This is a genomic window from Nocardia bovistercoris, assembly GCF_015674855.1.
In the GTDB taxonomy this organism is placed as follows: domain Bacteria; phylum Actinomycetota; class Actinomycetes; order Mycobacteriales; family Mycobacteriaceae; genus Nocardia; species Nocardia bovistercoris.
Window position 1 is genome coordinate 420,583 of sequence record NZ_JADMLG010000004.1, and the last position, 23,061, is coordinate 443,643.

14 protein-coding genes and 2 pseudogenes are annotated in these 23,061 nt (G+C 69.0%); 12 read left to right on the forward strand and 4 right to left on the reverse strand.

All coding sequences use genetic code 11. The features are described 5' to 3' along the window. Nucleotides 1-212 precede the first annotated feature (212 nt). The 4 genes and pseudogenes from IT779_RS12950 (at nt 213) to IT779_RS12960 (ending at nt 6,650) form a co-directional block, all read left to right on the forward strand. Complete coding sequence (locus IT779_RS12950; protein WP_332838778.1) at nt 213-899, forward strand: helix-hairpin-helix domain-containing protein; 687 nt, start codon at nt 213-215, stop codon at nt 897-899. An 865-nt stretch (nt 900-1,764) separates the two neighbouring features. After that, nucleotides 1,765-3,708 (forward strand): annotated as a pseudogene (locus tag IT779_RS37715) (ComEC/Rec2 family competence protein); the annotation flags it as partial. Between the two features lie 264 nt (nt 3,709-3,972). Further along, nucleotides 3,973-4,944, forward strand: coding sequence for a DNA polymerase III subunit delta (gene holA / locus IT779_RS37720; RefSeq protein WP_332838788.1), 972 nt, complete (start codon nt 3,973-3,975; stop codon nt 4,942-4,944). Nucleotides 4,945-5,009: 65 nt separating this feature from the next. Further along, nucleotides 5,010-6,650, forward strand: a complete 1,641-nt coding sequence (locus IT779_RS12960; protein WP_196149503.1) for an LCP family protein — start codon at nt 5,010-5,012, stop codon at nt 6,648-6,650. A gap of 588 nt (nt 6,651-7,238) precedes the next feature. On the opposite strand, the gene IT779_RS12965 is transcribed toward IT779_RS12960, so the two are convergent. Then, nucleotides 7,239-7,484: a hypothetical protein gene (locus tag IT779_RS12965; RefSeq protein ID WP_196149504.1), complete on the reverse strand. Its 246-nt coding sequence runs from the start codon at nt 7,482-7,484 to the stop codon at nt 7,239-7,241. Between the two features lie 165 nt (nt 7,485-7,649). Beyond that, a complete protein-coding gene (gene rpsT / locus IT779_RS12970; protein WP_196149505.1) occupies nt 7,650-7,910 on the reverse strand; it encodes a 30S ribosomal protein S20 in 261 nt (86 codons plus the stop codon). 286 nt (nt 7,911-8,196) lie between these two features. Here rpsT and IT779_RS12975 point away from each other — a divergent pair. From IT779_RS12975 to IT779_RS12990, 4 genes and pseudogenes are all read left to right on the forward strand, one after another. Beyond that, a pseudogene (locus IT779_RS12975) lies at nt 8,197-9,882 on the forward strand (circularly permuted type 2 ATP-grasp protein); the annotation flags it as partial. Between the two features lie 371 nt (nt 9,883-10,253). After that, nucleotides 10,254-11,228, forward strand: a complete 975-nt coding sequence (locus IT779_RS12980) for an alpha-E domain-containing protein (RefSeq protein WP_196149506.1) — start codon at nt 10,254-10,256, stop codon at nt 11,226-11,228. Then, nucleotides 11,225-12,067, forward strand: coding sequence for a transglutaminase family protein (locus tag IT779_RS12985; protein WP_196149507.1), 843 nt, complete (start codon nt 11,225-11,227; stop codon nt 12,065-12,067). Before IT779_RS12980 ends, IT779_RS12985 begins: the two co-directional genes overlap by 4 nt. Before the next feature lie 107 nt (nt 12,068-12,174). After that, entirely contained in the window at nt 12,175-12,963 is a 789-nt protein-coding gene (locus tag IT779_RS12990; RefSeq protein WP_196149508.1) for an aquaporin, read from the forward strand. Between the two features lie 6 nt (nt 12,964-12,969). Here the strand turns inward: IT779_RS12990 and IT779_RS12995 are convergent, their stop codons facing one another. Further along, nucleotides 12,970-13,530, reverse strand: coding sequence for a type II toxin-antitoxin system PemK/MazF family toxin (locus IT779_RS12995; protein ID WP_196149509.1), 561 nt, complete (start codon nt 13,528-13,530; stop codon nt 12,970-12,972). A gap of 311 nt (nt 13,531-13,841) precedes the next feature. On the opposite strand from IT779_RS12995, the gene lepA reads away from it, so the two are divergent. From lepA to IT779_RS13010, 3 genes are all read left to right on the forward strand, one after another. Continuing rightward, complete coding sequence (lepA, locus tag IT779_RS13000; RefSeq protein ID WP_269781576.1) at nt 13,842-15,728, forward strand: translation elongation factor 4; 1,887 nt, start codon at nt 13,842-13,844, stop codon at nt 15,726-15,728. A 330-nt stretch (nt 15,729-16,058) separates the two neighbouring features. Further along, a complete protein-coding gene (locus IT779_RS13005; RefSeq protein WP_196149511.1) occupies nt 16,059-18,224 on the forward strand; it encodes a hypothetical protein in 2,166 nt (721 codons plus the stop codon). Between the two features lie 76 nt (nt 18,225-18,300). After that, nucleotides 18,301-20,115 carry a dynamin family protein gene (locus IT779_RS13010; protein ID WP_196149512.1) on the forward strand — a complete coding sequence of 605 codons (1,815 nt, stop codon included), beginning with the start codon at nt 18,301-18,303 and terminating at the stop codon, nt 20,113-20,115. A 38-nt stretch (nt 20,116-20,153) separates the two neighbouring features. Here the strand turns inward: IT779_RS13010 and IT779_RS13015 are convergent, their stop codons facing one another. Next, a complete protein-coding gene (locus tag IT779_RS13015; protein ID WP_196149513.1) occupies nt 20,154-22,142 on the reverse strand; it encodes a glycoside hydrolase family 15 protein in 1,989 nt (662 codons plus the stop codon). A gap of 572 nt (nt 22,143-22,714) precedes the next feature. On the opposite strand from IT779_RS13015, the gene IT779_RS13020 reads away from it, so the two are divergent. Beyond that, entirely contained in the window at nt 22,715-23,047 is a 333-nt protein-coding gene (locus IT779_RS13020) for a hypothetical protein (RefSeq protein ID WP_196149514.1), read from the forward strand. The last annotated feature ends 14 nt before the right edge of the window (nt 23,048-23,061 follow it).

Consider the following 23,061-nt stretch of genomic DNA (forward strand, 5'->3'; position numbering starts at 1 on the left):
GCGACTCGGTGGAATCGGCTCGGTTCGGCGAGACGGACAGTCGGTCCGGAGTGTCCGAAAGGGCGCGTGCGTGGATGGATGATGCGGCGAAGGATGAGGGTTGGGGGTCCGCACCGCGGGAGTCCGCTGACGGTCCTGGCGCGGGTCGGCGGTGGGAGCGGTTGGTGCCGAAGCGGTTTCATGGCGCACGGTGGGATCCGGGGCGACGGGGCGTGGTCACCTTGGCGCTGGTGGGTCTGCTCGCCGCGATCATCACCGCGGTTGTGGTGTTTCGTGAACAGCCTGTCGCGCAGGCTGTTCCGCCGGTGCCGTCGGTCCGCACCAGTTCGGCGGCGGCCGCGCCGAGCGGTCGGGCCGATGTGCCGCGCGCCGACGTCCCGCGAAACGGCGCGGATGCCGCGGTACCCGCTGCGACGCCCGCGGCGACGGGGGAACTTGTGGTGAGTGTGGTGGGTCTGGTCCGCACGGGTGGTCTGAAGCACCTTCCCGCAGGCGCCCGCGTGGCCGACGCGATCACGGCGGCGGGCGGCGCTCTCGACGGCGCCGACCTGACCAGCCTGAACCTGGCTCAGCGCCTCGGCGACGGTGACCAAGTCCTGGTCGGTCCGGCAGTGCCAGACCGCGCGACCCCGCAACTTGGCAGCACCACGATCAACGCCGCCTCTCGACCCACCACCTCGGGCGCCTCGCACCCCGCAGGCCCCACCGCCCGCGTCGACCTCAACAAGGCCACCGAATCCGACCTGGACGCCCTGCCCGGTGTAGGTCCGGTCACCGCCCGCGCCATCGTCGCCTGGCGCACCACCAACGGACGCTTCACCGATGTGGAACAGCTCGGCGATATCGACGGCATCGGCCCGGCCCGACTGACCCGCCTGCGCGAACTGGTGACGGTATGAACCCGACGGTCGACCACGGTCACGGGCTGTCGGCGGTCGCGGTCAGACGCGGCGTGCGGCGCGGTCAGGTCTGGCCGGGGACTAGTAGGCCGAGCGGGGTGTCGTCGAGCGGCACTCGTGGTTGCGCACCTCTTGTGCCGGAACGAGGTACGACCGGCCCGGCGGTGTATCGGTCGGACAGACGGCCGCAACGTCAACGCGGCGCGGCGATATCGAGGCAGAGCGTGTCGTGCGCGATGCCGATATCGGCGAGGCGCGGGACACGTTCCGGCGCTGTCGGATCCGGTAGATGTTCGGCTGAACACAAGGCGGGCAGCGGATCGGGCCGTCGAGTTGCACCTGGAATCAGCTCGGCGGGACCTGGATCGCCTGTGGATCTGCTCCGGTTGGTGGTGGCGTGACAATGCGGGCCACAGGGCGGCGAGAGTCGTTCGGCGACAGCCGGATCGGGCGTGGGATCGGTGCGCGTGCGCGTCGGTGGAGGGACGGGATCGAGGGCGCCGAACGCGACGGCGGTGTCGAGTTGCTGGATGCGCGGTTGTTCCCCGCGGCACTCACTTGCTGGATGGTGACCATCGCGGCGGTCACGGGCGGGTGGCGGGTGGGGGTCGGGCTGGCCGGTGTATCGGTATTCCTGGCTGCGGGAGTGTGGTGGGCCGCGCGGCGGCGAGGGTGGGTCGGCTGGGTCAGCGTGGCGGCGGCGGTGCTGCTGTTGGCGTCGGGGTTCGCCTCGGCCGCCGCGTGGCGGGAGTACCGGGTGGCCGAGCATCCGCTGCGGGACGCGATCGGGAAGTCGGTGTCGGTGGTGGTGACGCCGAGCGATGATCCGAAGGCGGTGCGCGGTGGGACTTTCGGCGGACAGCGGATGTGGGTGGTGCGGGCGGGGCTGGTGAGTTTCGAGCAGGGCGGGGCCGAGTTCGGCGCCGGGGGAGCGGTGGTGATCCTCGGTGAGGGCGATTCGTGGAGTCGGGTGCCGCCCGGTCGGGCGATCGCGTTCCGCGCCAGGGTGGAGCCCGCGCGGTTCCGCGACCTCACGGTGGTGACCTTGCGGGCGACGGGAGCGCCGCGCGCGGTCGGCGCCCTGCCGTGGTGGCAGCGCGCGGCGATATCGGTGCGTGCCCACCTGGCCGCCGCGGCGTCCGAGGCGCTGCCCGACCGTGCCGCCGGACTGCTGCCCGCGCTGGTGGTCGGCGACACCTCCGCGCTGTCGGATTCGGTGCGTACGGATTTCGAGACCGCAGGGCTCCAGCACTTGACGGTGGTCAGCGGAACGAATTTCACGATTCTGCTCACCGTCGTGTTGTTCGTGGTCCGGCTGATCGGGCTCGGTCCGCGGGTGGCGGCCGTCACCGCGGGCGCGGCCCTGATCATGTTCGTGGTCGTCGCGCGTCCCGACCCCAGCGTGCTGCGGGCAGGCGCGATGGGTGTCGTCACCTTGCTGGCACTGGTCACCGGACGGCGCAAACAAGCATTGCCCGCATTGTGCGCGGCGGTGATCGGCCTGCTGGCATGGCAGCCGCAGCTCGCGGTGAGCGCCGGGTTCGCGCTCTCGGTCGTGGCCACCGCCGGGCTGATCCTCCTCGCGCCGAGCTGGTCGGACCGGTTGCGGGCACACGGGTGGTGGCGGCTGCCCGCCGAACTGGTCGCCGTCTCGGCCGCTGCGTTCGTCGTGACGACACCGATACTGGTCGCACTGTCGGGCCGCGTTAATCCTGTCGCGGTACTTGCGAATATCCTCGTAGCCCCGGCTGTCGCGCCGGTCACCGTCATAGGCGCGGCGGGCGCTGCCACGGCATGGCTGTCACCCGTCGTCGCCGAGATCGTCCTGCGTGCGGCGGCCCCACCCCTGTGGTGGCTGCTGACGGTCGCCGAACACTCCGCGACCGTCCCCGGCGCCTCGGTGACGGTCCCCGGAGGCACGCTCGGCGGCATCGTGGCCGCCGTATCGGCCATCGCGCTCGTCCTGGGTCTGCGTGTGCGGGCGATACGCCGACTCGCCGTCACCGCTCTCCTCGGATGTGCGGCGATCCTGGTCCCCGTCCACCTCTGGCACCCCGGCTGGCCGCCCCGAGGCTGGGCTTTCGCGGCCTGTGATGTCGGTCAAGGCGACGCCCTCGCCCTGTCGACCGACACGAACTCCGCCGTCGTCGTAGACACCGGCCCCGACCCGCGCTTGATCGACGCCTGCCTCGATCGCCTCCGCGTAGACCGCATCCCCCTCCTGGTACTGACCCACCCGCACGCCGACCACATAGCCGGACTCACCGGAGCACTACGAAACCGCACGGTCGCGGCGATCGCTGTCGCACCACACGAACTGGACATCACCCCCGACCACACATCAACCGCCGACAGGCCCGCCGATTACAACGCGCAGGCAGGCAGTGGCGATGGTGGCGGTGAACGACGCGGTAGAGCACCGGGGGACGAGCGCGGCGGCGACAGGCGTGGGGAGGCCGAGGGTGCGGCCCAGGTCCGTGCGGTCGCCGACCGAGCGGGCATTCCGATCCTGGAACTCTCCGAAGGGCGCCTGCTCGAACTCGGCGCACTGAGACTGGAGGTCCTCGCACCCGCGATATCCAACCGACCTGGCGAGGGCGGCGTCGAAGCGAACGACCGCTCGGTCGTGGTGGCCGCGACCACCGTGGCGGGCCGGATCCTGCTGACCGGCGATATCGAGGCGTCCGCCCAACGCCGCCTGACCGGAGCCGACCCGACCGCCGTACGCGCCGACATACTGAAGGTCCCGCATCACGGGTCACGCACTACCACAAGGGAATTCCTGGCCGCCGTGTCCCCGCGACTGGCGATCGTCTCGGCGGGCGCGGGCAACCCCTTCCGCCATCCGCACCCCGGCATCCTCACCGAGCTCGAACAACTGGGCGCGACGGTGCTCAGAACCGACAACCACGGCGACATCGTGGTCCTCGGCCCAGCCTCCGGCCCGCGCACGGTCACCAGCCGCAACCGAACCCGCATCGCGCGCCGCGCCCGGCGGTCGCGGACCGAGGCGGCGGGACGGTTTCCGTGGTGGTCGGCGCGGGTGTCGGACACGGATCGTAGGATCGCTGCCGTGAGCGAACGTGTCCCTGCGGTGCATCTGGTGCTCGGTGAGGAAGAGCTGCTGATCGATCGGGCGGTGTCGGGGGTGGTCGCGCGGGTGCGGGCGACGGCGCCCGACCCGGATGCGGTGCCGGTGGATCGGTTGCGGGCGGGGGACGCGAGTACCGCGGAGTTGTCGGAGTTGTTGAGTCCTTCGTTGTTCGCCGAGGATCGGGTGATCGTGCTCGAGTCGGCGGCGGAGGCGGGCAAGGAGGCGGTGGGGGTCATCACGGCGGCGGTGAGCGATCCGCCGGAGGGGGTGGTGCTCGTCGTGGTGCATTCGGGTGGGGGGCGGGCGAAGGCGTTGGCGCCCGCGTTGCAGAAGGCCGGGGCGTTCACCCATGATTGCGCCAAGGTGAGCAAGGCGGCGGAGCGGGTCGAGTTCGTGCGCGCCGAGTTCAGGGCGGCCGGGTTGCGGGTCGGGGGTGAGGCGGTGCAGGTGCTCTTGGAGTCGGTGGGTTCGGATCTGCGGGAGTTGGCGGCGGCGTGTTCGCAACTCGCGGCCGACACCGGGGGCAAGGTCGACGTGGCGGCGGTGCGGCGGTACTACTCGGGTAAGGCGGAGGTCACCGGATTCGAGGTCGCCGAACTCGCGGTGGTCGGCGACAGGGCGGCGGCCATGGAAGCATTGCGGTGGGCCACCGACCGAGGCGTCCCGCACGTGCTGCTCGCCGACGCGCTCGCGGACTCGGTGCACACCATCGCCAAGGTGGGTTCGGCCGGTCGAGGCGACCCGTTCAAGCTGGCCCAGCAACTCGGGATGCCGCCGTGGAAGGTGAAGAAGGCGCAGGCGCAGGCCAGGGGATGGAATCCGGCGGGCATCGGGGCCGCGCTCCAAGTGGTCGCGGCGCTCAACGCCGATGTGAAGGGTGGCGCGGCGGATGCGAACTTCGCGCTGGAACAGGCGTTGTCCAGGATCCTTGACCTGCACGGCGCGAGCTGACACCGGATCGGCATTCGTGATGGCAACTGTCCGGCTACCGGTGCGTGTCACACTGGAAGTCGGCCATGGACGAAGACATCACGACGCCGAGTCCGCGTCTCGCTCCGGCCGAGCGGCCTGAGGACAGGTCCACTCGGCGGGCTGGCCCACGCGAGGTGCGGACGCGTCGGGTAGCGGGTGCGATCACCAGGACACTCGCCGGAATGCTGTCGGCGGCGGTGCTGGCGGGCGTGGCGGTGGGATGGGCGGCGGCGAACGGTTTCGACGGCGGATTCCTGCGATCGGACGCGATCGGCGCGGACGCTCCGCATTCGCTCGACGGCGACATGAATATCCTGCTCATCGGCCTCGACACGCGAAAGGACCGGGACGGCAAGGATTTACCCGCCGAGATCCTGGACCAGCTGCACGCGGGCGACAGCGACGAAGGCGGCTACAACGCCAATACCCTGATCCTGGTGCACATTCCGGCCGACATGTCGAAGATCACGGCGGTATCCGTTCCGCGCGACGACTATGTGGCGGTCTCGGGTATCCCGGGTTATTCGCACGTCAAGATCAAGGAGACCTACGGTCTGAAGAAGGCCGCGGTGCAGGGCCAGATGGAGGCCAGAGGCGTCACCGACCCGGTCACGTTGGAGCACGCCGGGCGGGAGGCGGGTCGCGCCTCGGTTGTCCAGGCGGTGCGTGCCCTGACCGGTGTCCCCATCGACCGGTTCGCCGAGGTCACGCTCGCCGGTTTCTACGATCTGGCGAAAGCCCTCGACGGTGTGGAGGTCTGCCTGAACAATCCGGTGCTCGATTCGGAATTCTCCGGCGCGGACTTCCCGGCGGGGCGTCAGCGTCTCGACCCGGCGCAGGCGTTGGCCTTCGTGCGGCAGCGCCACGGATTGACCAACGGCGACCTCGACCGAACCCACCGGCAGCAGGCGTTCCTCACCGCGGTGGCACTGGAACTGCGCGGATCGGGCACGTTCACGGATATGGGCAAACTGTCCGCGCTCATGGATGTCGCCCACCGCAACGTGGTGCTGTCCGAGGGCTGGAATGTCACCGATTTCCTGCGCACCGTCGGCTCGGCCGACAACCCGACCGTCGAGTTCCGCACCCTGCCGGTGCTGCGCTACGACGTGATCGACGGCCAGGACGTGAACATCGTCGACCCGGCCGCCATCCGGCGCGAGGTGCGCGCGGCCTTCGGCGAATCCGAGCCGTCCGCGACCGTCCCGGCGTATCAGCAGTCCAGTGTGGTCGTGGATATCGTCGACGCGGGAATGGCGGGTTCGGTGTCCGCGCTGTCGAGCGCCTTGACCGCCCGCGGTTTTCCGGTGGGAACGGTCCGGCAGTCACCGGCCGACCGCGACGCCGGTGCGGTCTACTACGGCCCGGGCGGTTCGGTGGACGCGGGCCGACTCGCCCAGGCACTGGGCGGACTACCGGTGATCGCCTCGTCCTCGGTGACGACCGGCCGCATCAAGGTGGTGCTCGGCGCCGATTTCGCACCCCCGCCCGGACTGGTTCCGGCGACGGCCGCCGCGACCCCCACGGTCGCGCCCGCGCGCTCGGCCCCCGCACAATCCTCGGCGACGACGACCGCCCCCACCGCAGCGCGTACCAAGCCTCCGACTTCGCACCTTCCGACTCCGGACGCGGGAAACCCTTTCGACGCCGCCATCGCGGGCGACAGCGTGCCCTGCGTGAACTGAGGCTGCGGCCACCGAGTGGCAGCCGATCGACCAACCCCACGGGGGGACTCTCAGTCCCCCGGCGTCGCGGACTGCCCGCACGGCAGCGTCACCGTGAGCACATCCACGCCGGGCCGAGTCCACCGTCCGCATCGCGGCACCCGAACAATCTGCCGATCGGAAGGGCGGTCACCTCCGCCTGCGGGTATTCGAGAGCTGCGGTCGCTGAAGGTCCGTGGTCACTGGAGGGCGTGACCACTCGAGGGCTGCCGTTGCTCGATGGACTCCGACTCGGAGGCGCGGTCACCGAGACTGCTGTTGACCGAGGGCAGTGATTGCGGGTGCCGCGGCTACTTCGACAAGGGCATCATCCATCGGAGTGCTGCGGCCATCGCAGACGCGGTTATCCGAAGGGGCGCGTTGACGCCGGTTCCTGGTCGTCGAGGCTGCGGCTGCCGAGTGTCGTGGCTTTTCGAGGGACCGCGGCTTCGAAGGGCACCGCTGACAGCTGCGGTCGCGGATGTCGCCGGTCGGGGGTCCGCCCGTTCGACGGATCCCCGGCCGGCGACGATTACTGGTCGAAGGGGACCGGATCTGTGCCGCGCGGACTCACTCGGCCGCGGTGAGCACCAATCCGTCCTCGTCCTCGGTTTCCTCGTACCGGCCGTCCCACTCCTCGTACGCGGGCACCTCGTCCTCCCGGGTGACGATCCACTCCGGTGAGTAGCCGCCGTCCTCGTCGGGGACCAGGACATTCTCGATCTTCAGCCCGAACCCCAACACCTCGGCCGCCCGGATGACGTCCGGAAGATCCTCGGCCCTGACCACAGTCTGATTCGCGTACACGGTTACCATGCGCGGAATCGTAGCCGCCCGCACCGACAAGCCGGCTACTGCCGGGTGAACTCGTCAGGGGATGCGGCATCACCGCAGTTGTTGCGTTCGATACAACAAACCGCCGTGGTCTTCGAGGCCACGGCGGCGTGCGAACGCGCGGTATCGGATCATCCGATACCGGAATCAGATCTTGTTGAGCGCCAGTGAGAGGGCCGACTTCTTGTTCGCGGCCTGGTTGGCGTGGATGACGCCCTTGGAGGCCGCCTTGTCCAGCTTGCGGCTGGCGAACCGGAGACGCTTGACGGCGGTTTCCTTGTCCCCCGCTTCGGCGGCCTCGCGGAAGCTGCGGATCGCGGTGCGCAGAGCGGACTTGACCGACTGGTTGCGCAGGCGCGCCGCCTCGTTGGTGCGGATCCGCTTCATCTGGGACTTGATATTGGCCACGCCTGTTTCCTCGTGTTCCTGTCGCTGAGTGATGTGCCGGGCAGAATTACTCTGACTAAGCTTTCGCGCGCGATAACGCCACGCCGAAGGTCAAGGCTACCAGTCGTGCTCCGGCGGACGAAATCGACGCGGATACCACCGCGAGGTCGGTACCGCGACCGGGGTAATCGACCGTTTACAACCAACCGTTGCGTCAACCGGACTTTCGTTGCGTGCCGTCCAGGTGATGCAAGAAATTTACCTGTGTCTCACACTCCATTGCAGGCGGGTGTTGCACGATTTTTGCATGACTTCCGCCTCCCCGCCGCGTTCGGGCCGATCAACCGTACCGAACCCGAAGGGGTCGAACGGGCAGGTCGACGGACACCGCCGCGCAGTGACATCGGGCCTGTTCGAGGGCTATAAGCCGGGTCGATACGCGGGTGCGTTCGATGAGATGTTCGATCATTCGGGCCGGGTGCGACAGCCCTACCGCGGGATTTTCGCCGCGCTCGCGCCGATCGACGTCGCGGATCTGGAGCGCCGCTCGGACGCGCTGGACCGGGCGTTCATCGATCAGGGCATCACGTTCTCGCTGTCGGGTCAGGAGCGGCCGTTCCCGCTCGACCTGGTGCCGAGGGTGATCGCCGCCGCGGAGTGGAACAAGCTCGAACGCGGGATCAAACAGCGTGTGGTCGCGCTGGAATTGTTCCTGGCCGATGTCTACGGGGAGCAGAACATCCTGCGCGAGCAGGTCATCCCGAAGCGGCTGGTCACCTCGTGCCAGCATTTCCACCGTGAGGCGGCGGGTTTGGTGCCGCCCAACGGGGTGCGCATCCACGTCGCGGGCATCGACCTGATCCGGGACGAGCGCGGCGATTTCCGTGTGCTGGAGGACAATCTACGTTCGCCGTCGGGTGTGTCCTACGTCATGGAGAACCGGCGCACCATGGCGCGGGTGTTCCCCGACTTGTTCTTCTCCCACCGGGTGCGCGCGGTCGGCGACTATCCGTCCTTCCTGTTGAACGCGCTGCGCGCCTCGGCCGCGCCGAACGAGGCGGACCCGACCGTGGTGGTGCTCACACCCGGGGTCTACAACTCGGCCTACTTCGAGCATTCGCTGCTGGCCAGGCAGATGGGCGTGGAACTGGTCGAGGGCCGTGACCTGTTCTGCCGCGACAACTTCGTCTACATGCGCACCACCGAGGGCGAACGCCAGGTCGACGTGATCTACCGCCGCATCGATGACACCTTCCTTGATCCGATGCATTTCCAGCCGAATTCGGTGCTCGGCATCGCGGGTGTGCTGAACGCGGCGCGCGCGGGCAATGTGGTGATCTCCAACGCGGTCGGCAACGGCGTCGGCGACGACAAACTGATCTACACCTATGTGCCGACCATCATCGAGTACTACCTGAACGAGAAGCCGGTGCTGCCGAACGTCGACACCTACCGTTGCTGGCTGGACGACGAACGCGACGAGGTGCTCGACCGGATCGAGGAGTTGGTGATCAAGCCGGTCGAGGGTTCCGGCGGCTACGGCATCGTGATCGGGCCGGACGCCTCCCAGCGTGAACTGGACGCGGTGCGGCGCAAGGTGAAGGCCGATCCGCGCGGTTGGATCGCCCAGCCGGTGGTGCAGTTGTCCACGGTGCCGACCAAGATCGGCAACGAGCTGGTGCCGAGGCACGTCGACCTGCGCCCGTTCGCGGTGAACGACGGCGACGACATCTGGGTGCTGCCCGGCGGTCTCACCCGTGTCGCGCTGCCGGAGGGTTCGCTCGTCGTCAACTCCAGCCAGGGCGGCGGCAGCAAGGACACCTGGGTGCTGACCGGGCGCGCCTCCCCGGAGGAGCGCGAGCTCGCGGGCGAGGAACTGGTGAGCGACCCGCCGCAGTCCGACGGTTTCGAACTCGGCCGCGATCTCAGCGCCGCACAAGCGAATCAACAGCAGCAGCAACAACAGCAGGAGCAACGCCAGGGGCAAGGTAGGCGCCAAGGCCAGGGACACGGCCTGCGCTTGCACCAGCACCAAGGCCATAACCAGCGCGAAGGTCAGCATCAAGACCAAGGCCAGGACCGGCGCCAAGTGCAGGTGCAGGATCAGGTGCAGCGCCAGGGCCTGGTACACGACCAGCACCAGGGCCACGGCCGGCACCAGGACCATAGCCGGCGCCGCGGGCAGCACCAGGACCAGGCACAGCACGAGGACCAGGCACAGCACGAGGTGCAGGACCTGGGCCTGGTACACGGCAGGCGCCCGCACCAGCACCAGGGCCACGGATGGGATAAGGGCGAGGGGCAGGGCCGGAGTCAGGAGCGGCGCCGGGCGCATGGACCCGCGATCGAGGGTGAGGTGCGCTGATGCTGGCCCGCAACGCGGAATCGCTGTACTGGATCGGCCGCTACGTCGAGCGCGCCGACGACACCGCCCGCATCCTCGACGTGGCGGTGCACCAACTGCTCGAGGACGCCACCGTCGACCCCGACCGCACCTCGCGGGTGCTGCTGCGGGTCCTCGGCATCGAACCGCCCGAGGGCGAACTCGACGTGTGGTCGGTGACCGACCTGGTCGCCTTCAGCCACGAGCACGGCGGTTCGATCATCGATTCGGTCTCCAATGCCCGCGAGAACGCCCGCGGCGCGCGCGAGGTGACCTCGAGCGAGATGTGGGAGTGCTTGAACGCCACCTACATCGGCCTCGCGGCGACCGAGAAGGCCGCGCGCAGTGTCGGCCCGCACGAGTTCTTCCACTACATCAAGGACCGGGCCGCCATGTTCGCCGGCCTGTCGGATTCCACGCTGAGCCGCGACGACGGTTACCGCTTCCTGCTGCTCGGCCGCTCCATCGAACGCGTGGACATGACCGTGCGCCTGCTGCTCTCGCGCGCCGGTGACCGGACGTCGTCACCGGCCTGGGTGACGGTGCTGCGTTCGGCGGGCGCGCACGACACCTATCTGCGCACCCACCGCGGCGCGCTGGACGCGCACCGGGTCGCCGAGTTCATCTTGCTGGACCGGCTGTTCCCGCGTTCGGTCTTCCATTCGGTGCGGGTCGCGGAGAACTGTCTCGCGGAGTTGGATCAGCGTCCGAGCAGCCGGGTCGGCGCGCGGCACGAGGCCCAGCGGTTGCTCGGCCGTGCGCGCAGCGAGTTGGAGTTTTTGCCGCCGGGCGTGCTGCTCGAAGACCTCCAGAATCGCCTGTTGTCGTTGCAGCGCACCTGCCGCGAGGTCAGCGAGGCGATCGCGTTGCAGTACTTCCACGCGGCCCCCTGGGTGGCGTGGACCGACCTGCGCAGCAGTCAGGACAGCCGAGTGCAGGTGGAGGGCGAGCTATGAGTTGGCGGATCAGGGTGGTGCACACCACCGGCTACGTGTACGACGCGCCGGTGACCCGCTCGTTCAACGAGGCGCGGCTCACTCCGCGCGCGGACAGCAGGCAGAACGTGATCCTGAACCGGGTCGAGACGGTGCCCGCGACCCGTTCCTACCGCTACACCGACTACTGGGGCACCGCGGTGACGGCCTTCGACCTGCACGCCCCGCATACCGAACTCGAGGTGACGGGCGCGTCGGTGGTGGAGACCGAACCGTTCGCCGGACCCGCCGAGGAACTGTCCTGGGAGCAATTGCGCAACGAGCGGTTGGCGGATCGCTTCGACGAGATGCTCGCGCCCACCGAGTATGTGCCGCGTGACCGCAAACTCGCCTCGGTCGCCAAGCAGCTGTCGAAGGGGGTGCCGCCCGCGAAGGCGGTGGTGCGGGTGGCCGAGTGGGTGCATCAGGAGATGGAATACATCACCGGCACGACCTCGGTGCACACCTCGGCGGTGCAGGCGTTCGCCGACCGGCAGGGCGTGTGCCAGGACTACGCGCATCTGACGCTGGTGCTGCTGCGCGGCATGGGCATTCCGAGCCGCTACGTGTCGGGCTATCTGCATCCGCATCCCGGCGCGGAGATCGGCGCGACGGTGGCGGGGCAGTCGCACGCCTGGATCGAGGCGTGGACCGGCGCGTGGTGGGGGTACGACCCGACCAACAACATCGCCATCAACGAACAGCACGTGTCGGTCGGCGTCGGGCGCGACTACGCCGATGTGCCGCCGTTGAAGGGGATCTTCTCCGGCGGCGGATCGACGGATCTGGAGGTCGTAGTGGAAATCACACGACTGGCATAGTGCGTGTTTTGCCGCGAGGTTGCCATATGAACTCGTAGCCTTCTGAGCAGTACCCAGAAATTTCGCAACGGCCCCGCCGGGGGTCCGATCTCGAAGGGACTGCGCCTATGTCGCCCACGGCTCAGGAAGTTGTCGAGGAGGTCGCCGAGGCAGGACCGGTGCCCGACGCCAAGAAGTGGGGAGCCGAAGCGCTCGGCACGTTCGTGCTGGTGATGGGTGGTGTCGGCACTGCGGTTCTGGCCGGTGAGCGGGTCGGTGCGCTCGGTGTCGCGCTCGCCTTCGGCCTCACCCTCATGTTCCTGGTGTATTCGATCGGCCCGATTTCTGGCTGTCACGTGAATCCGGCGGTGACGCTCGGGCAGTTGTTGCTCGGGCGTATCTCGGCCGTGGTGGCGACCGGTTACGTGATCGCCCAGATGATCGGCGCATTCCTCGCGGGCCTCGTGCTCTTCGCGGTCGCCAAGAATTTGCCCTCCTATGACCGCAAGCTCGACGGACTCGGCGCCAACGGGTGGGGCGCGCACAGTCCGTCGGCGCAGAAGGGGCCGCTCGGCGAGGTGGTCGTGCAGAACGGCTACGGCATGGCCGCGATGATCATCGTCGAGGTGATGCTGACCGCGCTGCTGGTGTTCGTCGTGCTCGCCTCGACCGACCAGATCTCCGACGTGCCGCTGGCCGGGCTGAGCATCGGTGTGACGCTGGCCGTCATCCACCTGATCTCGATCCCGGTGGACAACACCTCGGTCAATCCGGCGCGCAGTCTCGGCGTGGCCTTCTATCAGCAGGGCGCGGGCGGACAGGTATGGGCGTTCGTGGTGTTCCCGCTGATCGGCGGCGCGCTCGGCGCGCTGGTCTACGGCGCCCTCTTCGGACGCACGCGCGACATGCTCACCTGAGGGCGGTCAGCTCCACTGGTATTCGGCGACGAGCCGGTGCGCGACCAGATCGAAGGTCTTGCGCGCCACGATCGCGCCCTCGCGCCGGATACCGTCCTCGGGGACGTCGAGCACCCGATCCAGCCGGACCCAGCTCGGCCTGCCCTCGTGGTCCCAGCTGCCGCTGCCGATCCCGATCCAGTCGGGGTCGTCGGCGCGGCGCGGATTCGAGGACAGCATGAGGCCGAGCAGGGTGCGCTTGTCGCGGCCGACGACCAGGACCGGTCGGTCCTTGCCGTTGTTCGGGTCCTCCTCGTAGGGCACCCAGGTCCACACGATCTCACCGGGATCGGCGCGTCCGTCCAGCTGCGGGCAGTACACGAGTTGGCGCGCGCGTTCGCGAGTCGGCACCGGCTTCGACGCGGTCGGCCGCACCGAAGCTCCGGGAGCACTCGAGCCGCGCCGTCCGCTCAGGCCGCCGACCAGCTTCTCGACGAATTTCGGCCCCTGCTGCCGTACGGCCTTCGGCCCCTGCTCTTTGGCGATGATGCCGAGTTGTTTGCCTATGGAGTTCCAGGTTCGGGCCATCATCGAAGGATAACGGCGCAGTCACGAGTTCACACGCGCGACGCGATCCGGCAGGTCGCGACGCGTATCCGGGTGACCTCCGCACCGTTGCGCCGCGGTGTTCTCAGCGGGTCGCGCCACATGCTCGCGTACCGGACGCCGGGTTACGTGGCCGTGATTTCGGCAGGTCGCGCTACGGGTCCGCGTGGCGGCCGCCAGGGTTCGCGGCGGTGATTTCGCGGGCTCGCTGCGGTGACCTCGCGACCTCGCGACAGCGGCGGGCGGGCCGACGGAGGCACCGAGGGGCGTCCTTGCCCGGCGCGCATGGGACGATGGACGGCAGTTTGCCGATACCCATGAGGAGTGGAGTGCCCGCCAGCTTCGCCGACACGACGTTCACCGATCCCTCCCGGATCCGGAACTTCTGCATCATCGCGCATATCGATCACGGCAAGTCGACGCTGGCCGACCGGATGTTGCAGCTCACCGGTGTGGTCGAGGAACGGGCGATGCGCGCCCAGTACCTGGACCGGATGGACATCGAACGCGAGCGCGGCATCACGATCAAGGCGCAGAACGTCCGGCTGCCGTGGCAGGTGGACGGCGTCGACTACGTCATGCACCTCATCGACACGCCCGGTCACGTCGACTTCACCTACGAGGTGTCGCGCGCGCTCGAGGCGTGCGAGGGCGCGGTGCTGCTGGTCGACGCCGCGCAGGGCATCGAGGCGCAGACCCTGGCCAATCTGTATCTGGCCATGGAGAAGGACCTCACGATCATCCCGGTGCTGAACAAGATCGACCTGCCCGCCGCCGATCCCGACCGGTACGCGGCGGAGTTGGCGCGCCTGGTCGGCTGCGAGCCCGACGAGGTGCTGCGGGTCTCGGGCAAGACCGGTGTCGGCGTGCCGGAACTGCTGGACAAGGTGATCTCGACGGTGCCGCAGCCGGTGGGCGATGCCGACGCGCCCGCGCGCGCCATGATCTTCGACTCGGTCTACGACACCTATCGCGGCGTGGTGACCTACGTGCGCGTGGTGGACGGCAAACTCACCCCGCGCGAGAAGATCAAGATGATGTCCACCGGCGCGACCCACGAGCTGCTCGAGATCGGCATCGTCTCGCCCGAGCCGAAGCCGACGCGGGGTCTCGGCGTCGGCGAGGTCGGCTATCTGATCACCGGTGTGAAGGATGTGCGCCAGTCCAAGGTCGGCGACACCGTGACGGCGGCGCGCGGCGGCGCGACCGAACCGCTGACCGGTTATCGCGAACCTCGCCCGATGGTCTATTCGGGTCTGTACCCGGTGGACGGCTCCGACTACCCGGACCTGCGGGACGCGCTGGAGAAGTTGCAGCTCAACGACGCCGCGCTCACCTACACGCCGGAGACCTCGGTGGCGCTCGGCTTCGGGTTCCGGTGCGGCTTCCTCGGTCTGCTGCACATGGAGATCACCCGCGAACGGCTGCAACGCGAGTTCGACCTCGACCTGATCTCGACCGCGCCCAACGTGGTCTACCGGGTGGAGATGGAGGACGGCGCCGAACACGTCGTCACGAATCCGTCGTACTGGCCGGAAGGCAAGACCCGCAGCGTCTTCGAGCCGATCGTGAAGTGCACGATCATCTCCCCGAGCGAGTTCATCGGCTCGATCATGGAGTTGTGCCAGTCGCGGCGCGGTGATCTCGGCGGCATGGACTACCTGTCCGAGACCCGCGTCGAACTGCGCTACACGATGCCGATGGCGGAGATCATCTTCGACTTCTTCGATTCGCTGAAGTCGCGCACCCGCGGCTACGCCTCGCTCGACTACGAGGAGGCGGGCGAGCAGGAGTCGCAGCTGGTGAAGGTGGACATCCTGTTGCAGGGCGAGGCGGTCGACGCGTTCAGCGCGATCGTGCACCGCGACGCGGCGCAGGCATACGGCCACAAGATGACCACCAAACTGCGCGAGCTGATTCCGCGTCAGCAGTTCGAGGTGCCGATCCAGGCCGCGATCGGTTCGAAGATCATCGCCCGCGAGAACATCCGCGCCATCCGCAAGGACGTGCTCGCCAAGTGCTACGGCGGTGACATCAGCCGTAAGCGCAAACTGCTCGAGAAGCAGAAGGAGGGCAAGAAGCGCATGAAGACGATCGGGCGGGTGGACGTGCCGCAGGAAGCTTTCGTCGCCGCGCTGTCCTCCGACGCCGCCGCCGACAAGCCGAAGGACAAGAAGTAGCGCGGGCACTTCGGGTGATCTTGTAATGCTGTCCGGTGGCGGTCAGCATGTTCTCGGATAATGGTCAGCGTTTTCTCAGACTTACCGGCGATGATGTGCGGTGGCTCGCGACGCTACGTCCCGTCCACCGAATATTTCCAGGTGAGGACATACGGGCGACGGGACGAACGCAGCGGGTTGCCCGAAAAGTCAGGGCTTTCGTTCGACTGTCGGAAATGGCAAGGTTGCCCGAGAATGTGACAGTTGGGTTCGCCGGAAATATCGTTGGGTGATCTTCACTCGGTCGTCCCGGCGCGGTGAGGATGCTGGAATCCGAGATGTGGAGTTTGGATGTCGAGTGAGTTGCCCTTCGACGGCCGTGACCTGCCCTTCGAGGGGGACGACGCCGACGCGCCCGACCAGTCGGGAGACACCGCCTTCCGTGTCGCGAACGGGGTCGCCCGGGTCGCGCGCGCGGGCGCCTATGTGACCGGCGGTGCGCTGGTCGCCTCCAACGGCGGCGGCGTTCCATCCCACCCCGGTGATCAGCGCCTCGACAGCTGGCACACCGGATGGTCGGGCAACAACGATCCGGAACCCGATCTACCGAGCCCGGTGGTGACCTTCCCCGATCCCGAACCGTATTCGGTCCCGATCGCACCGTCACGCACCACACTGGCCGCCCACGAGGGGCCCGCGCACGGCGCAGCGCCGCTGACCGTCGCCGCCGAGGCGCCGCGTGAACTGTCGCTCGGCGGCGAATCCGCCGACACCGCCGCCGCGTACGGCACCGACTTCTTCCCCGGCGCGCCCAGCTTCCTCGGCGTCGCGCCCGATTCGGGCGCCCAGGGCTGGTCCGCCGCGGCCCCGGAAGCGGAACTGCCGCAATGGTGGTCCGACGCCGCACCCACCCCGCCGCCCGCGCCCGGGCTCGGCTTCGGCCTGCCGGAGGCGGGCAATTTCTTGACCGACCCGAATTCACCGCTGTTCGGGCTGCCGAAGCATCCCGCCGTGGTGGACAAGTCGCGGGTCGGCGAACTCACCGACACCCAGGACGAGGACGCGTCCCCGAGCGCGCAACTCGGTTACGGCCATTCGACTTTCGCGCCGTGGGCGCAGCCCCAGCCGATGGACGGCGCCCATGCCGCCGACCTGTTCGACGGATTCGACGATTTCGGCGTCTACGTCGGCGTCGACGCCTTCGCCTCGCTCTACACCGAACTCGAGGTCGATTTCGGCGTCGGTCCCAACGGCGCGTACCTCACCACCGAGATGAAGATCGAGGCGTCGGCCGGTCTGACCATCAAGACCGCCGCGGGCTCGAATATCGGTGACCAGCTGGACAATCTGTCCGACTGGCTGGATTCGAAGTCGACGACCACCGGCGGGGGGAAAGCAGGCGATCAGCACGGAATCGGTTCCGGCGCATTCGGATCGGGTTCATCGACGGGTGGCGTGCCCGGCGCCGCGGGTCCGCTCGGCTCGGCGGCGGCCGCTCCCGCCGCGGCCTCGCCCTTCGCCGCGCCGCCCGCGCCCGCACCGGTCGCGATGTCCCAGGCTCCGGTGGCGCCCGCTGTCGCTCCCGCGCTGGCCGTGCCCGCGGCGGCGGCCGCGCCCGTGGTCGCCGCGACGCCGCTGCAGACCACCATCCAGCCGGAGGCCGCTTCCTCGCCGATCGCGAACGTGCTCGCGCCGCCGTCGGGTCCATCGCCGCTGACCGCGCCCGCCGCCGCGGTGCCGGTGCTGTACGAACAGCAGCACCCGCCGGTCAAGCCCGTGCCGCACGTTCCGGTCAAGCCGGACCCGATCGACAAGACCGTTGATCTGCCGCGCACCCCCGCGACTCCGGTCACCAAGGCGCCGACCACTTTCGATCCCGGTTCCGCCGCGCCGCCGACCCGCCACGTCGTTCCCGATTCGGACACGGTGAGCACTCCGGGTTCGGCGCCGACGAAGATTCCCGGCATCGACGGCAAGACGCCGACCGATACCGACATCACCGTGACGAAGGCGCCCGTCACCACCCGCCCGACCCAGCCGAGCACGCCGGACGACCACGACGTGACCACCCCGCGCACCGGTGTCGACGTGCCGAGCACGCGGGAAGTTCCGACCACGCACAACCTGCCGACCACCCGCCCGCCCGTCGACGCGCCGAGCGTCGAGGTGCCGACGGTGTCGGTGCCGTCGCAGCCGACGCACACCGTGCCGAATCACGTCCCCTCGCAGCCGAACACGGTGGACGTGCCGAGCGTCGAAGTGCCCGCGCCGACCTATTCGGTGCCGAATCCGGCTCCGGTCACCCCGATCAAGCCGCCCGCGGGCACCAAACCGATCAGTGAGCAGTGGGATTCATCACACGGGTACCACAACCACCCGATCGCTGTTCCGGTCACACTCGACACCGACCACCTGGCCACGGCCTCGGCCGCGGGCCTGTCCGCCGACCTGCTGCCGCACGGGGGGCTGTACGACGTCCACACCGCGCACGGCACACTGGATCACACGCTGATCTGACCGGGCGGCGACGCGAGGAGGACGCGCCGTTGCGGCGGTCGCCCCACGGGAAAGTGAACGAGAGTTAGGAGCAGGCTTGTCTGCCGCAGCCGGGGTGGAGTCCGTGACGGTCAAACATCCGGACGCGATGGCCCCGCTCATCGGAATCCTGGACGAACTGCGGGAGATGACCGGAGCGGCAGGACGTGACGATCTGACCGGCCGCCTCACCATGGTCAAGGCCAGGGTCGGCGACCCGCGAGTGCGCCTCGTCGTGATCGGCGAGCCGAAGAACGGGATGAGCACGCTCGTCAACGGGCTGGTCGGCGCGCAGGTCAGCGCTACCGACAGTCCAGTGAGCGTGCCCGTGATCGTGGAATACGGCCCGCGCTCGACGGCGACGCTGGTCAAGGCCGTCGGCGGCGGGCGCACCGAGCGCCAGCCCGTCGACCCGCTCGATCCCGGTCCCGCGCTGCGCGCCGAAGGCGTGATCCGGGTGGAGTTCACCGAGCCGAGTCCGCTGCTCGCCGACGGCATCGTGGTGATGGACGCGCCCGGCGCGGCCGCCGACGAACACGTCAAATGGTCGATGATCGCGGCCGCCGACGCGGTGCTCTACGTCGTGGACGCGCACGCGGAACTCACCCGCGACCAGATCGCCCATCTGGAACGGGTGCGCAATCTGTGCCCGACGGTCATCTGTGTGCTGAACAAGATCGACCTGTTCCCGCACTGGGCCCATGTGCAGCAGCGCGATCGGGAACTGCTCGACGCCGCGGGACTCGGCTTCGCCGTCGCTCCCGTCTCCGCGCTGCTGCACCGCCGCGCGGCGGGCAATCAGGTGGCGGGCGGCTACCAGCGCGATATCGAATCGGGCATGCCGCAGTTGATGGATCACCTGCGCGACTACGTGGTCGCCCGCGCGGACTCGGTGGCGATCGAGGCCGCTGTCCGCGATATCCGGCTGGTCAGCGACCATCTGGCGGTGACGCTGCACGGCGAGGCCGAGGCGTTGCGCGATCCGCGGCGCAAGGCGCAGATCACCCAGCAGTTCGCCGCGGCGCGCGATCAGGCCGAGCAACTGCGCCAGCGCACCGCGAACTGGCAGGTGACCCTCGTCGACGGCAGCACCGAACTCATGGCCGATATCGAGCACGATCTGCGGCACCGGCTGCGCAGCCTGGTCCGCGACGCCGAGGCCGAGATCACCCAGACCGACCCGGCGCGCGGCTGGAAGGAGTTCGGCGCCGACCTCGACGCCCGCATCTGCGAGGCGGTGGAAGAGAATTTCGTGATGGCGCACTACCGCTCGGTCGAGCTGTGCGATCAGGTCGCCTCGAAGTTCCCCGCCGACAACCGCACGCCGCCGCTGCCGGACCTGCGCCTGGAGAATCCGGGCGACGTGCTGGAGCCGGTGGCCCCGCTGGAGCCGCTCGACAGCGCCAAAGCCGGTGTGACCCAGCAGTTCCTGTCCGCGCTGCGCGGCTCCTACGGCGGCATCCTCATGGTCGGCCTCGCCACCAGCCTGCTCGGAATGTCGCTGGTGAACTGGTATTCGGCGGGCGCGGGCGTGCTGCTCGGCGTGAACGCGCTGTGGGACGACCGCAAGAACCGCAAGGTCCGGCGCCGTGCCGAGGCCAAGGTAGCGGTGGCGCGGTTGATGGACGATGTGATCTTCCAGGTCAGCAAGGAGTCGAGGAATCGGCTGCGCGCCGTGCAGCGAGCGCTGCGCGACCATTTCACCGAGATCGCGACCGAGTCCATGCGCACCGCCGAGGACGCGCTGCGCGCCGCGGAGGAGGCGTTCGGCAAGTACGGCGACCGCCGCGTGGAACGCATCGCCGAACTCGACGGCCGCCTCGGCACGCTGCGTGGGGTCCGCGATCGCGCCGACCAGCTGATCGGCGTGTGAGCCCTGTGTTCAGCTCGACCGGCGTGTGAGCGTGGTGGTCAGCGCGGATGGGTGGCCGGGGTGTGCGCGGGCTGGAACTCGCCCGCCGACCGGGAGTCCTCGGCCCTGATCACGTGGGTGACGGCGTTGATGAGCGCGAGATGGGTGAACGCCTGCGGGAAATTGCCGAGGTGGCTTCCGCTGCGTGAATCGATCTCCTCGGCGTAGAGGCGCAGCGGGCTGGCGTAGCCGAGCAGGCGTTCGCACAGGTTCCTGGCCCGGCGCACCTCGCCGATCTCGACCAGCGCCGACACCAGCCAGAACGAGCAGATGGTGAAGGTGCCCTCGGCGCCGGTCAGGCCGTCGTCGGTGGTCTCGGTGCGGTATCGAAGGACCAAGCCGTGTTCGGTGAGCCGGTCGGCGATGGACAGCACGGTGGCCCGCACCCGGTGGTCGTCGGAGGGCAGGAAACGCACCAGCGGCACCAGCAGCAGGGAGGCGTCGAGGGTGGCGCCGCCGTAGGTCTGGGTGAACACGCCGCTCGAGTCGACGCCGTTGGCGAGGATGTCGTCCTTGATCTCGTCGGCGACGGTGTACCACTCGGTGGCCCGCTCGAATTGTCCGTGCATCTCCGCGAGTTTCGCGCCGCGGTCCAACGCCACCCAGCACATCACCTTCGACGAGGTGAAATGCTGCGGTTCGCCGCGTACTTCCCAGATGCCGCGGTCCGGATTGCGCCAGTTGGCGATGGCGGCGTGCACCTGGCGTTCCAGCAGCGGCCACAGCGTCTCCGGGACCTGACCGCGCGATTTCACGTGCAGGTACACCGCGTCGAGCATGGTGCCCCAGATGTCGTGCTGGTTCTGGTTGTAGGCGCCGTTGCCGATGCGCACCGGCCGCGCGCCGTCGTAGCCGCGCAGGTGCGACAGTTCCAGTTCGGTGAGGTCGCGTTCCCCGCCGATGCCGTAGAGCACCTGCAACGGCACCGCTTCGCCGTCGTCGTCGGTGGTGACGTCGTTGAGGAAGGCGAAGAAGTCGTCGGCCTCGCGGTCGAGGCCGAGGGTGTACAGGCCCCACAGCGCGAAGCTGGAATCGCGAACCCAGGTATAGCGGTAATCCCAGTTCCGTTGTCCGCCGGGGGTTTCCGGCAGCGACGTGGTGGCCGCCGCCATGAGCGCGCCGGTGGGTTTGTAGGTGAGTCCCTTGAGGGTGAGCGCGCTGCGCTGCAGGTAGTTGCGCCACGGGTGGTCCGGGAAGTTGCCGAGGGTGATCCACTGCCGCCAACATTCGGTGGTGGCCCACATCTTCTGCGCGGCGTCGGCGAAGGTTTTCGGCGCGGGCAACTCCGACCAGGTCAGAGCCACGTACACCTCGTCGCCCTCCTGCATGCGGGTGCGCGCGCGGGCCTCGCGGCCTTCGAGACCGAGCCGCAGGTCGGTGGTGAGCACCAGGGTCGGGCCCGCGGCCGGGTCGTTGCGCCGCACCGCGGTGGCCTCCTCGTAGACCTTGCCGGTGTACTCCCAGCGGGTCGGCGCGCGATGGTAGTCGAAGGCGGGTTCGCAGCTCATCTCGAGTTCGACGGTGCCGTTGACGCATTTCACGGTGCGCAGCAGCATGTGCTCGGCGTCCCAGTCCATCGGCGTTCGCCGGTGCGTGCGGCTGCGCTGGTCGTTGTTGTGCCACGGGCCGAGGACCAGCGCGTCGCGCACGATCAGCCAGCCGGTCGGGGTCTGCCATGTGGTCTCGAGGATCATCCCGCCGGGCAGGTAGCGGCGCGCGGCGGGCACATTGGTGCCGTAGGGGCCGATGCGGAAATGGCCAGCGCTGCGGTCGAGCATCGAACCGAAGACGCTGGGGGAGTCGGGACGGGGCAGACACATCCACTCCACCGCGCCGTTGCTCGCCACCAGGCAGCTGGTCTCGCAGTCGGACAGGAACGCGTAGTCATCGATGCGGGGGAACGCGCCGTGCGTGGCGCCGGTGAGCGCGGTGGGCACCGGGAGGTCGTCGGGCTCATCGATCGTGAGGTCATCGGTTGCGGACGCCATAGCTCAATAGTGAGGTTGCCGGTGCCTTGCCGTCCACCGCAGGCGGTGCGTCCGATACGGCGGGTCGCCGGATGCCGCGATCGACGGTCGCCATGGGTGGCCGGATGCGGCAGATCGCTGGTCGCGGCGGGTCCGGATGCGGCGGATTTCGGGGTGTGGCGGGTGGCCGGGTGCGGCGGATCTCGAGGTGTGGCGGATCGCTGGGCGGCAGGATCGCTGAGCGCGGCGGGTGGCCGGATGCGGCAGATTGCTGGTCGCGGCGGGGGCTGGGTGTGGCGGATTTCGGGGTGTGGCGGGTGGCCGGGTGCGGCGGATCTCGAGGTGTGGCGGATCGCTGGGCGGCAGGATCGCTGAGCGCGGCGGGTGGCCGGATGTGGCAGATTGCTGGTCGTGGCGGGGGCTGGGTGTGGCGGATTTCGGGGTGTGGCGGGTGGCTGGGTGCGGCAGGGTGGCTGAGCGCGGCGGGTGGCCGGGTGCGGCGGATCGCTGGGTGCGACAGATCGTCGGCTGCGGCGGGTGGTTGGGCGCTGCGGGGTGGTCGGGCGCGGCAGAACACAGACTAGGCTGGGGTTGTGCATCGCATTGCGGGTTGGTGGGACGGCTTCGAGCTGTGGGTGGCGGGTTTGCCGTTCATCCCGCAGTTCTTCGTGGTGCTGGTCGGCATGGTGCCGCTCAGTTTCGCGATCGCGGTCGCCTTGGACCGGACGCTGCGCGAGGTCATGCGGCTGCTCGGGCGGGATCGGGCACAGGCCGCGGCGCCCGCGTCGGCGGCCGGGGCTATGACGGTCGGCGCTATGACGGTCGGGGCGACGGCGGTCGAGACGCCGCCCTTGGCCGATGCCGCCGCTGTGGTCGCCGGTCCGGCGGTCGACCCGCGTCAGCCTGTGCGCAGTGGTGCGCGCTGATGCCACGATCGCGC

Coding starts and splice junctions, on each gene's coding strand:
- IT779_RS12960 (WP_196149503.1), top strand. CDS start 5,010: ATGGACGAAGACATCACGACGCCGAGTCCGCGTCTCGCTCCGGCCGAG.
- IT779_RS12965 (WP_196149504.1), bottom strand. CDS start 7,484: ATGGTAACCGTGTACGCGAATCAGACTGTGGTCAGGGCCGAGGATCTT.
- IT779_RS12980 (WP_196149506.1), top strand. CDS start 10,254: ATGCTGGCCCGCAACGCGGAATCGCTGTACTGGATCGGCCGCTACGTC.
- IT779_RS12985 (WP_196149507.1), top strand. CDS start 11,225: ATGAGTTGGCGGATCAGGGTGGTGCACACCACCGGCTACGTGTACGAC.
- IT779_RS12990 (WP_196149508.1), top strand. CDS start 12,175: ATGTCGCCCACGGCTCAGGAAGTTGTCGAGGAGGTCGCCGAGGCAGGA.
- IT779_RS12995 (WP_196149509.1), bottom strand. CDS start 13,530: ATGGCCCGAACCTGGAACTCCATAGGCAAACAACTCGGCATCATCGCC.
- lepA (WP_269781576.1), top strand. CDS start 13,842: ATGGACGGCAGTTTGCCGATACCCATGAGGAGTGGAGTGCCCGCCAGC.
- IT779_RS13005 (WP_196149511.1), top strand. CDS start 16,059: ATGTCGAGTGAGTTGCCCTTCGACGGCCGTGACCTGCCCTTCGAGGGG.
- IT779_RS13015 (WP_196149513.1), bottom strand. CDS start 22,142: ATGGCGTCCGCAACCGATGACCTCACGATCGATGAGCCCGACGACCTC.